This window comes from Okeania sp. SIO2F5 (assembly GCF_010692685.1).
GTDB lineage: Bacteria > Cyanobacteriota > Cyanobacteriia > Cyanobacteriales > Microcoleaceae > Okeania > Okeania hirsuta.
This window is the reverse complement of sequence record NZ_JAAHGU010000060.1, coordinates 29,676-40,189: the sequence shown is the minus strand read 5'-3', so window position 1 is coordinate 40,189 and position 10,514 is coordinate 29,676. Positions and strand designations below refer to the sequence as shown.

The window sequence follows — 10,514 nt, the reverse complement described above, 5'->3', positions numbered from 1 at the left end:
GTAAACAATTTCAAGCTATAAACTGTAAATTATCAATACCATTACAGACATCCTTAAAACTTTAAGGTTTAGCGATCGCCTAATTTATGAAAAATACAGCTCATACAGTTACTTTTATATTACATTGCAAATATCTATGTAACATGTAAAGATGCCAGCGCTCATTGCTATATTTGTTGTGGCGTATTTTCATTTGACTTAGTAAAGCCGACTGCATTAAGATGGCTGATGGAAGTAACAAAACCAGGAGGCATAATTTTAATGAGTACAAGATTGGTTTTTTGTGAGACTTATAATTTTGAAGGTTATTATAAAGAATTAGAGCAACTTGGAGAATTAAAATTAATAGATTGCAGAATGAATAAACCTTATTTAGGAGAGGAATCAAACGCACATTACTGGGTATTTGCTATTCCTGAAAGTAAAAAATAATGAAAAAATGCTTATTTTTAAATAATAGAGAGCCTTATCCAGAAGATATATTCAATCATCTTTCTCATGGGAATGTAGTTTGGTATCAGGATAATTCTGGTTCATTTTCCCTAGAAAAAATATTAGAGACCCATAATGATACAGAAATTTTGATAACAACTTTCATGAATTTAGATGCAAGTAATTTATCAAAACTTCCTCAACTGGAATTTATACTGGCAACAACAACGGAAACCAGTTATATAGATCGGGAATATTGTCACCAAAACAACATAAAAGTTGTAAACACTCCCAAATATACAGGTGCATCAGTTGCTGAACATGCTGTAGCTTTAATGCTTTCGGCAGCTAAAAGAATTGTTGATTTTAATACTAAAGTCAGATCGGGTGACTTTCAATTGTTTGAACATCAAGGTATGGAATTATCTGGCAAAAAAGTAGGCATTATAGGAATGGGTGATATTGGGAAAAGAATTGCTAAAATACTTCAAGGTTTTGAAATGAAAGTTAAGTATAGTAATAGAAGTCAGCTGACTACCAGTTTAGGGATACAGACAGATTTGAATACCTTACTATCAGAAAGTGATGTAATTTTTCTGACACTACCTTTAAACCAAGAGACTAAGAATATCATAAATTTTCAGAATATTTCCCAAATCAAAAAAGGAGCTATATTGATTAATATTTCTCCTGATAAATTGATCGAATTTAATGCTTTGAAGTGGGCTTTGGAAGATGGCAAATTATCCTATGCTGGAATAGATTTACTGAGTGAAGATGAAAAATATTTTCAACTTCCTAATCTAATCATTACACCTCGTCGTGGTTGGTATACTAAAGAATCCTTTACACGAAGAATTAAAATGGTTGTAGAGACTCTTACGAATTATTTGAGAAATTTTTAAAATTATGAAAGCGATGAAAAAAACTGAACTGGAGCTGAAAAAATCACTAGATTTAGAGACTAAAACTTTAAATATAATGGTTGATGAGCTTTATAACTCTTACGGTTTAAGAATGTTTAAAGCTGGTTCAGAATGGGAAAATATGGACTTAGAAGAAATTGCTTACCTCAAGCAATTAGGAAGCCATGATATACCCGTATTAATGAAAGTTGGTGGAGTTGAAGCAAGAACAGAAATTAGAAATTTGCTAGAGATTGGAGTAGAATCTTTTTTAGCTCCAATGGTAGAGTCTGAGTTTGCCTTGGAAAAGTTTGTTACAATTACTAAAGGAATTTGTCAGAAACATCATAAAAAGCCCAGACTAGCTATGATGATAGAATCAATTCAGACTTATAATAATCTTGACATCATTCTTAATAGTCCCTATTTTGATGAACTAGAAATGCTGGTGTTAGGACGCTTGGATTTATCAAATTCAATGGGAATACAAAATGTTGACGCTCCAGAAGTACAAGAAATATGCAAAAAAATCATTGATGCAGTACATAAAAAAGGGAAAAGTGTTTCTGTGGGAGGTTTTGTAAATCCTCGTACTGCTCTTTCTATCAAGAATGAGTTCCAAGCGGATCATTTGAATACTATTAATTTTTTACTGAATATTGATAAGTGTCAAGACTTATCTGAAGGTGTAAGATTGATGTTAAATACAGAAATAGCATATTATGAAAGTCTTAAAAACTTGAATCCTCAAAGGAATGATTTTTATCAATCCAGAGTTGAAATTACCAAGAAAAAATTAGTTGCTTCAGTTGACTAAAGCGATCAATATAATTATTTGTTATCAAAAATGAATTTTTTACAAAAACATAGTGCTATAGATGTAACCTTAAGAGATGCAGGTTTCCTTAACAATTGGGACTTTTCTGAAAGTGAGGTTTTCCAAGTAGTTACTGGAATGGATAAAGTTGGTGTAGATGTTATTGAAGTTGGTTATCTGAGTGAAGATCCTGAAAGTATGCTTACTGCTACTTGTCCATCATCCTTATTAGCTAGTTTAAAAGAAAAAGTTAACTCCGCCTCTGTTGGTGGAATGTTGAGATGTTACGAAGAAAAAGTAGATGAAATATTAGATTCAAGGGGTGAATTTCTTGATCTGATTCGTATTGTAGTAAGTGTAAAAGAAGAAATTCCTTTGGCAATAAAGATAGCTGAAAAAATAAAAAAATTAGGTATATCATCTAGCTTGAATTTTGCTAATTTTACAGTCTATACCCCTGATGAATTATTATCCGCAGTTAAATTAGCAGCCACAGCAAAAGAGGTATTTGATATATTTTATTTTGCTGATTCTAGGGGTGCAGCACAACCCGATGAAGTTTTTTCTTTTATCAAGTCTGCACGTCAAGAATGGGATGGGGTATTAGGTTTTCATGCTCATGATATGTTAGGTTTGGCTTCTGCTAACTCTCATGCAGCGATGGCAGCAGGATGTACTATAATTGATGGTTCTATTAATGGCTATGGTTTAGGTGCAGGTAATACTAAAATTGATCAAGCTTTAGCTATTGTGGAACATTTTCACAATGAGAAGTTATATCAATATGAACATCTCAAATCTCTTTTCCATATACTCCAAGTTCCTGTTTTACCTGAACAAAGATATTTACAATACCTCGCAGGTAGTAAAAATCTTTCAGGATTATGGGTAGCCCCTCTGTTAGAACGTTATGGGAATACAACAATCGATTTTTTACAACAATTGCCTTGGAAACGTTACAAGACAATAGAAGAAATTTTACAACCACAAGAAGTTACTGTTTAAATCTCTGACATTAAAAATGCAAGTAATCAATTTTATTCATCAACTTAAGTTGGAAGATATTCCAGAAGCAATCCAACGAGAAGGAATTCGTAGCTTAATTGATACTTTGGGAGCGGCAATAATTGGTCACAACACCAAACTTTCCCACATTGTGAATGAATATGTAGTGGCGACTTATGGTGGTAAAGGCGGGTTTTTATGGCTTGATGGTAGGGAAGTATCTCTACCTGCGGCAGTATTTGCTAATGGGATGACTAGCGATGCTATGGGTATTTATGGAGGACATCCCCTCGCTAGGGGTACAGCTGGGGCTACTTTATTAGCTACTTTATTAACTACAGTTACCCCCAATGCTACAGGAAAGGAACTTTTGACATCATGGATTATGGGCTTTGAAATAGCTTTCAGAGCAGGAATAGCTTTAAATAAGAGAGATAGTAGTAAAGCTCATACCGCTTGTACTTGGAATATTATAGGTAGTGCGGCGATCGCATCTCGTCTCTTATCATTGAGTCCCTCTCAAACGGAACACGCTCTTGGTATAGCTGAATATGTAGCGCCTGTTGCACCCATTCCCAAAACCGTTGGTTATCCCACTATGGTGAGAACTGGTGCTGGTTGGGCAGCAATGGAAGGGGTTACCTCTGCATTGTTAGCTAGACAAGGTTTTACAGGAGCGCCCACTTTCAATATCGAGGAAAAAGAAGTAGCCGATATTTGGGATGATTTAGGACAACATTGGCAATTATCTAAATCTTATTACAAACCTTATACCGTTTGTCGGTGGATGCAAGCTGGTATGGATGCGGCATTAGTACTTAGAGATCATCTGAAAGAAGATTTTAAAAGTATTACGTCTATCAAAGTTCATTCTTTTGCTGTGGCAACGAAGGAAAGAAATATGCCTATGCCCAAAAATACCGAGGAAGCTCAATTTAATCTTAAATTTGCAGTGGCGGCTATACTCGTTTATGGTGAATTAGGCAGAGCAACAACATTTGAAGCCGCATTTAAAAGTGATATTGTTGCTCATTTGTATGATTGTATAGAGACTATTGAAGAAGAAAAATTTACCAGTATTTATCCCAATCAGCGATTTGCCAGGGTAATTATCAAAACATACAGTGGAATGACTTATGATTCTGGTGATATTGAGGAAAAATGGGCATCAACTGAGCCACCCACGGATGAAGAATTAAAAGAAAAGTTTCGAGCTTTAACCAAAGGTGAGTTGTCAGAAAAACGAGCAACTGATTTGGAGGAAATGGTTTGGAATTGCATAAGTTTATCAAATGTAAGCAGTCTGCTGGAATTGATGAATCAACCTTCTTGAGACAAGAATAATCTAGAATTATCTTTAATAAAGGAAATCAAAATAAACATGAAAAATTTAGTTTCATCTACCGCACTTAAATCCTCTCAAGTCCCCGTAAAATTGTCAAATCGTTCCTTTCTTCCGGGTTCAGATCATCCATCCATGCCATCTCATATTTCCAAAAATCCGACAGAAACATTTCCTTTAGTTTTACAACCAATATCTAATTCTTCTGCTAAAAATATTTCTATAAAAGAATGGGTAAAAGAAACAGAATTTTGGATTGAAGAGGTTTTGCATAAGTATGGAGCTATTCTTGTCCGTGGACTACCCCTTAGTTCAGCAGATGATTTTAGCCACTTTATAGATATTTTAAATTATGAACTAATGGATTATACTTCTGGAACGGGAATTCGTAATGTGGTCTCAGGAAATGTGTCCACAGCTAGTAATGAATTATCTAGTGTAAGTCTAGAACCTCATAATGAAATGGCTTATACAAGAAACTATCCATCTAAAATCTTGTTTTTTGCTCAAACACCAGCACCTAAAGGCGGAGAGGGGGTTATTGTTGATGTGCGAGAGTATGCTAAACTTCTCGATCCCGAAATCAAACAGAAACTCCAAGAAACAGGAATTAAATATATACGATTTTTGCAAGATCGTCGTTTTGGTGGTTATACTTCTTGGCAAGATTCATTTTTGACAAATGATAAGGAAGTTGTGATCAAATTTATGAATGAGCATAACTATGATTTTAATTGGGACGAAAATGATAATTTAACTTATTCTCAGGTATTATCACCAATAGTTAAACACCCAAAAACTGGTGAAGAAATCTGGTTTAATCAACCCCATTCCCATCACGCATCTTATTTTTATTACCATCCTGATTTTATTGATAGTAAACTTGAGCCTCATCTTTATCCCTTTCACTGTCAATTAGGAGATGGCACAGAGCTTTCTCTTGATTTAATAGCTCATATCCGCCAAAAAATATGGCTAAGTGCTGTTTCAATTCAATGGCAAAAAGGAGATGTATTAATCTTAGATAATCTCTTAGTCCAACATGGAAGGATGTCTTTTGAAGGACCACGTCAAATGTTTGTGAGTATATTGAAATAAAGAGAGTTGCAGACGAATTTAAAAAGAGACAGATGGAATGATGAGGTAGATGTCATTGTATATCGGTAGTGGTTTTGCAGGTTTAGCCGCCGCTATTTCTGCTAGAGAAGCAGGAGCATCAATTATTGTTTTAGAAAAACGCAATAGTTGTGGTGGTAATTCCGTATTTAGTGATGGAGTTTTAGCAATAGTTAATCCAAATGTGCACAGTCTAATAACTTTGAGTTGTCGGATATGTCTGGCCGAAAACAAGTTCAACTCTTTTCGGCAAAGAAATCCATTTATATTACTTCTCCTGGAGATATTATTTTACATAAATTAAAATTGTACAAAATTGCATATCACTACTCTCAAAAACAATGGCGCGATATTTTGGGTGTGATTAAAGACGCAAAATATTAGATTTTGAATATTTGAGGCTGTGGAGTGCTCGCCTAAAACTCACTCCATAATTAGAAAAAGCTTTAGATAAAACTAGCTTGGCTTGATATTTTCCCAACTATTAAGACTGGGTTTTAAGACAGATATTTTCTCGAAACTAAATCTAGCTTATCTACCTGTACTTTAGGGGAAAATAAATAATAAAATTCAGCTAAAATTATTTATATTATTGTTTCATTGAGTAAATTATAATGACAACAACTCTAGCTACTCCTGATACTACCTTAGCAACTATTCAAGCTGCTTTACCTGTTGATCCACGACCTTATATTATAGCCGATCGCTCTGCCGGATTAATTGTAGTAGATGTACTTAATGGTTTTTGCACTGTTGGGTTTGGTCCCTTAGCACCCCAAGAACCTAACGAACAAATTGCTACAATGATTTCAGAAAGCGATCGCCTAGCGAGAACTTTTGTTGAACGAGGTTGGCCAGTTTTAGCATTTTTAGATACCCACGAACCAGGGAAACCAGAACCTCCTTATCCACCTCATTGCGAAAAGGGAACAGGAGAAGAAGAACTTGTCCCAGAACTGAAATGGTTACACGATAATCCCCTCGCAACATTAGTTCCCAAGGATTGTATTAATGGATTTATCGGTTCTATTGATGTTAATACTCAGCGTAATGTATTGTTAAACTGGATAAATGAATACAAACTGGAAGTCTTAGTTGTGGTAGGAATTTGCACCGATATCTGTGTGATGGATTTTGTTGTAACTATTCTGTCGGTTCGTAATCATGGTTTAGTGCCTACTTTAAAAGATGTGGCTGTATATGAAAAAGGTTGTGCTACCTTTGACCTCACAGCAGAAATGGCAGCAGAGCAAGGTTTACCAAAAACTGCTATTCATCCACAGAAAGTATCACACCATGTCGGATTATATAAAATGGCCGAACGCGGTGCATTTATTGCTTCTACTATTGAAATTTAGAGGCCGACCGACTGTTAAAAGTAGAATTTTCCGGTATTGAAAATAAGTTAGACACCTATACTGTGTTGATGATAAGCTTCAAAAATTACAGCAGTTTTCGAGTTGATCAGTTACAAAGTTTGATACTTTTAGGGAATAGGTAGCAGGGAGCAAGGAATGAATAAAAATTATAGATTATTCATAAACTATACCGTAATTATTCGGTAAAAAATCACAAATATTTGTAGCAAATACAGAAGTTTTCGAGTCTTGGAGGTAGAAAAAATTATGCTTTTAAAACACAGGGAATAGGGAATAAGAATTAGAGATAAACTTTAAATTATACCTTACTACCCTGAAATTTGCTGTATTTATTTAATTACTGTTAGAGTTCAAAGTTAAAAGCTCATATCAAATCCGTCTAATTGCATATGCTTCCAATTACCTTACGATCAGTTTTAGCCTAATAGACACCTCCAATTATCAAAAATCAAATCAATTATCGTACTCTTATTCATCAATTCTTTCCCCCTACTCCCTACTCCATCTTTTATGGAGATGTCTAATGATTGTGAGGTTATTTAACCGGATTTGATATTAAAAGTAAAACCGAAACATAATAACTTCTGAATATAAATATAAGTTCCTCTAAATAATTTTTGATTCATAACCGAAGAAATTGTAAAAAAGTAGCTGAATTTTAAGAAAGCAATTATAATCTTTCTAATCTGTAGACAATGAGCAGACAATGAGCAAGCATTCTTCTTGTCCCCTCTTAATTGCAAGGGATAGTCTATTGCTATCTATAAATATGTATCTGAAATTCCTTATAGAAAAGCTTTGCTCAACAAAATTGTACACTGATTTATTCTAGATCAAATAAATAACTTTATACGAATGCCAAGATTAAAATCTCTAAACATTTCTCCCTACTTTGATGTTATAGTAGTAGGTTCGGGTGCAGCAGGACTTTATGCTGCACTTTGTTTACCTACTCATCTTAGAGTTGGTTTAGTTACTAAGGATGTCATAAATATGGGATCGAGTAACTGCGCTCAGGGAGGTATTGCTGCTGCTGTAGATCCATCAGATCATCCATTCTTACACTTAGAAGATACCCTCAAAGCAGGTGTGGGTTTATGTGAAAAAGAAGCGGTAAAATTCATGGTTGAGAATGCAGGTGAAGCGATCGCTCATCTAGTAGAAATGGGTGTTGCTTTTGACCGCAAAGGAGAAAAACTGGCAATGACTTTAGAAGCTGCCCACTCACATCCTCGTGTACTTCATTCCGCAGATACTACAGGTCGAGCTATTATTGATACACTTACAGCAAAAGTGTTGGAACGTCAAAACATTCAAGTTATTTCTCAGGCAGTAGCATTAAATTTATGGCTAACACCACAAAAAAATCGCGTCCAAGGTATTAGTCTTCTCCATCAAAGTAAAATTCAGTGGTTAAAATCTTCTGTAGTTGTGCTGGCAACGGGTGGAGGGGGTCAAATATTTGCTCAAACAACTAACCCGGAAGTGAGTACAGGGGATGGAGTAGCAATAGCTTGGCGTGCGGGAGCTGTGTTACGAGATTTGGAATTTTTCCAATTTCATCCTACTGCTTTAACTAAACCAGGCGCTCCTCATTTTCTGATTAGTGAAGCTGTGCGGGGGGAAGGAGCGCATCTAATTGACGATCGTGGAAACCGCTTTGCCTTTGAATATCATCCTGCTGGAGAGTTGGCACCAAGAGATGTTGTCAGTAGAGCTATTTTTCATCACTTGCAAAAAACTGCAGATGATCCCACCCAAGCTCATGTTTATTTAGATTTGCGACCTATTGCTCCCGACCGCATTCGTTATCGCTTCCCCAATATTATCAATGTCTGCAAACAATGGGGTATTGATGTTTTTCAAGAACCTATTCCGGTTGCTCCTGCTGCTCATTATTGGATGGGTGGAATTGCTTGTAACTTAATGAGTAAAACCTCAATTCGTGGACTCTATGCCATCGGAGAAACGGCAAGTACGGGAGTTCATGGAGCAAATCGTTTAGCTAGTAATTCTTTGTTGGAATGTTTAGTGTTTGCTTCTCAACTATCTCGCATTGAAATTCAGCCAAATTTAGTTGCGCCTAATTCTGAGGTGTCGCAGGTAGACTTTAATTGGAGTGGGGATATGGAAAAGATAGAATTGATTCGGCAAATGCTACCGAGTTTAATGTGGGAAAGTGCAGGTATCTCTCGTGAAGGAGAGTTGTTAGATAGAGCGCTACATAAAATTAATAATTGGCGAGAAAGTTTGGCAGGTTTGGATATAGTTCAATTTTTAGCAAATCTATTGCCTAACCAGATGATAGAGTTAAACTCGACTGATGCTGAACAACAGTTGCGGATGGTTGCAGAAACGCTCAATCTTTTGGATCTAGGTTCTTTAATTCTCAAAAGTGCTGCATGGCGAATTGAAAGTAGAGGTGGACATTATCGTAGCGATTATCCTCAAACTTCTGACCGTTGGAGCGTACATACTTTGGTGCAGGGCGATCGCTTGTGGAAATCGCCCATGGGAATTAATTCTGAAGAGTTAAAAATCAAAAGTATGGCAGTTGAGGCATAATATGATCTCAGGTTAACTACTGAATTATCATCATAAATAAACCTTTGATCAAACACCTGTAGGGAAGCTCTATTGAACTTCTCTGCATTTTTTTTCAAATCTATGTCTAAAAATCTTAGAGACTGTTTGTAAAAAAAAGCTAAAGATAGCCATGAAGAGGTATTTAAGGTAGGAAAATAAAAAAATCAATGATGAGTGTCAAATCAATGTCCCGAAAATTTTATGCCAGTTACCTAAGCGATCGCTTAGGTGGGAGCTACTAGAACCTTTGCTACCAAAACCTCGATGAGTGTCAAATCAATGTCCCGAAAATCTTATGCCAGTTACCTAAGCGATCGCTTAGGTGGGAGCTACTAGAACCTTTGCTACCAAAACCTCAAAAACGAGGGCAAAAACCAAACACTAATCTCACAGAAGTAGTTAATGGTATCTTCTATATCTTTTATTCTGGTTGTCATTGGCGTTCTTTGCCCTATGATCTACCACCTTGGCAAACTGTATCAACTAAATGTACGTAAATGGCAACGACATGGTGTTTGGGAGGAAATAAATCATACTCTACGGCGAGAAACAAGAATACTCGAAACACGACACCCAGAACCTACTGCAGCAGTTGTCGATTCGTATGGCGGTAAAAACAACGGCAAAAAGCGCACCGCCCGCGCTGAGGTTTCCTCAGCGTAAGGACGGAGCAAGCAGGGGGAGGTATATGGCTATGATGGCGGTAAAAAAGTAAAAGGCCGGGTATCGTCATATCTTGGTTGATACTCAAGGGTTACTACTAGGGGTACTTGTCAGTGAAGCAAATATGGGAGAATGCTTGGGAGCTATGGCATTTAGGGTAAGCTACCATCTTTAAAATTAAGATATATCAAGGTGTGTAAGGTTTTAATATTTTGATACTTACACAAAGAAATTAAGATCAGTGTAGTTAAGTAAAATTACTTATCAAA

General features: G+C 36.0%; 11 protein-coding genes. All 11 read left to right on the top strand.

Going from position 1 to position 10,514, the window contains the following annotated elements:
* Positions 1 to 228: 228 nt before the first annotated feature.
* Entirely contained in the window at positions 229 to 432 is a 204-nt protein-coding gene (locus tag F6K27_RS18730; protein ID WP_287279136.1) for a hypothetical protein, read from the top strand.
* Entirely contained in the window at positions 432 to 1,337 is a 906-nt protein-coding gene (locus tag F6K27_RS18725; RefSeq protein WP_287279137.1) for a 2-hydroxyacid dehydrogenase, read from the top strand. The genes F6K27_RS18730 and F6K27_RS18725 overlap by 1 nt, the downstream gene beginning before the upstream one ends.
* Before the next feature lie 4 nt (positions 1,338 to 1,341).
* Positions 1,342 to 2,154: an aldolase/citrate lyase family protein gene (locus tag F6K27_RS18720; protein WP_124144728.1), complete on the top strand. Its 813-nt coding sequence runs from the start codon at positions 1,342 to 1,344 to the stop codon at positions 2,152 to 2,154.
* Between the two features lie 30 nt (positions 2,155 to 2,184).
* Positions 2,185 to 3,159, top strand: coding sequence for a hypothetical protein (locus tag F6K27_RS18715; protein WP_124144729.1), 975 nt, complete (start codon positions 2,185 to 2,187; stop codon positions 3,157 to 3,159).
* Positions 3,160 to 3,175: 16 nt separating this feature from the next.
* Positions 3,176 to 4,492 carry an MmgE/PrpD family protein gene (locus tag F6K27_RS18710; protein ID WP_287279138.1) on the top strand — a complete coding sequence of 439 codons (1,317 nt, stop codon included), beginning with the start codon at positions 3,176 to 3,178 and terminating at the stop codon, positions 4,490 to 4,492.
* A 48-nt stretch (positions 4,493 to 4,540) separates the two neighbouring features.
* The gene (locus F6K27_RS18705) at positions 4,541 to 5,599 is read left to right on the top strand and encodes a TauD/TfdA family dioxygenase (protein WP_287279139.1); all 1,059 of its coding nucleotides are present in this window, start codon (positions 4,541 to 4,543) and stop codon (positions 5,597 to 5,599) included.
* A gap of 49 nt (positions 5,600 to 5,648) precedes the next feature.
* A complete protein-coding gene (locus F6K27_RS18700; protein WP_287279140.1) occupies positions 5,649 to 5,921 on the top strand; it encodes an FAD-binding protein in 273 nt (90 codons plus the stop codon).
* A gap of 310 nt (positions 5,922 to 6,231) precedes the next feature.
* Positions 6,232 to 6,975: an isochorismatase family protein gene (locus F6K27_RS18695; RefSeq protein ID WP_287279141.1), complete on the top strand. Its 744-nt coding sequence runs from the start codon at positions 6,232 to 6,234 to the stop codon at positions 6,973 to 6,975.
* An 876-nt stretch (positions 6,976 to 7,851) separates the two neighbouring features.
* Entirely contained in the window at positions 7,852 to 9,561 is a 1,710-nt protein-coding gene (nadB, locus tag F6K27_RS18690; RefSeq protein WP_287279142.1) for an L-aspartate oxidase, read from the top strand.
* Between the two features lie 362 nt (positions 9,562 to 9,923).
* Positions 9,924 to 10,079 (top strand): transposase, encoded by a 156-nt coding sequence (locus F6K27_RS18685; RefSeq protein WP_161564764.1) that lies wholly within the window; start codon positions 9,924 to 9,926, stop codon positions 10,077 to 10,079.
* Entirely contained in the window at positions 10,036 to 10,245 is a 210-nt protein-coding gene (locus F6K27_RS18680; protein ID WP_287279143.1) for a hypothetical protein, read from the top strand. Before F6K27_RS18685 ends, F6K27_RS18680 begins: the two co-directional genes overlap by 44 nt.
* Positions 10,246 to 10,514: the final 269 nt, after the last annotated feature.

Coding starts and splice junctions, on each gene's coding strand:
- F6K27_RS18730 (WP_287279136.1), top strand. CDS start 229: ATGGAAGTAACAAAACCAGGAGGCATAATTTTAATGAGTACAAGATTG.
- F6K27_RS18695 (WP_287279141.1), top strand. CDS start 6,232: ATGACAACAACTCTAGCTACTCCTGATACTACCTTAGCAACTATTCAA.
- F6K27_RS18700 (WP_287279140.1), top strand. CDS start 5,649: ATGTCATTGTATATCGGTAGTGGTTTTGCAGGTTTAGCCGCCGCTATT.
- F6K27_RS18720 (WP_124144728.1), top strand. CDS start 1,342: ATGAAAGCGATGAAAAAAACTGAACTGGAGCTGAAAAAATCACTAGAT.
- F6K27_RS18710 (WP_287279138.1), top strand. CDS start 3,176: ATGCAAGTAATCAATTTTATTCATCAACTTAAGTTGGAAGATATTCCA.
- F6K27_RS18715 (WP_124144729.1), top strand. CDS start 2,185: ATGAATTTTTTACAAAAACATAGTGCTATAGATGTAACCTTAAGAGAT.
- F6K27_RS18725 (WP_287279137.1), top strand. CDS start 432: ATGAAAAAATGCTTATTTTTAAATAATAGAGAGCCTTATCCAGAAGAT.
- nadB (WP_287279142.1), top strand. CDS start 7,852: ATGCCAAGATTAAAATCTCTAAACATTTCTCCCTACTTTGATGTTATA.
- F6K27_RS18705 (WP_287279139.1), top strand. CDS start 4,541: ATGAAAAATTTAGTTTCATCTACCGCACTTAAATCCTCTCAAGTCCCC.
- F6K27_RS18680 (WP_287279143.1), top strand. CDS start 10,036: ATGATCTACCACCTTGGCAAACTGTATCAACTAAATGTACGTAAATGG.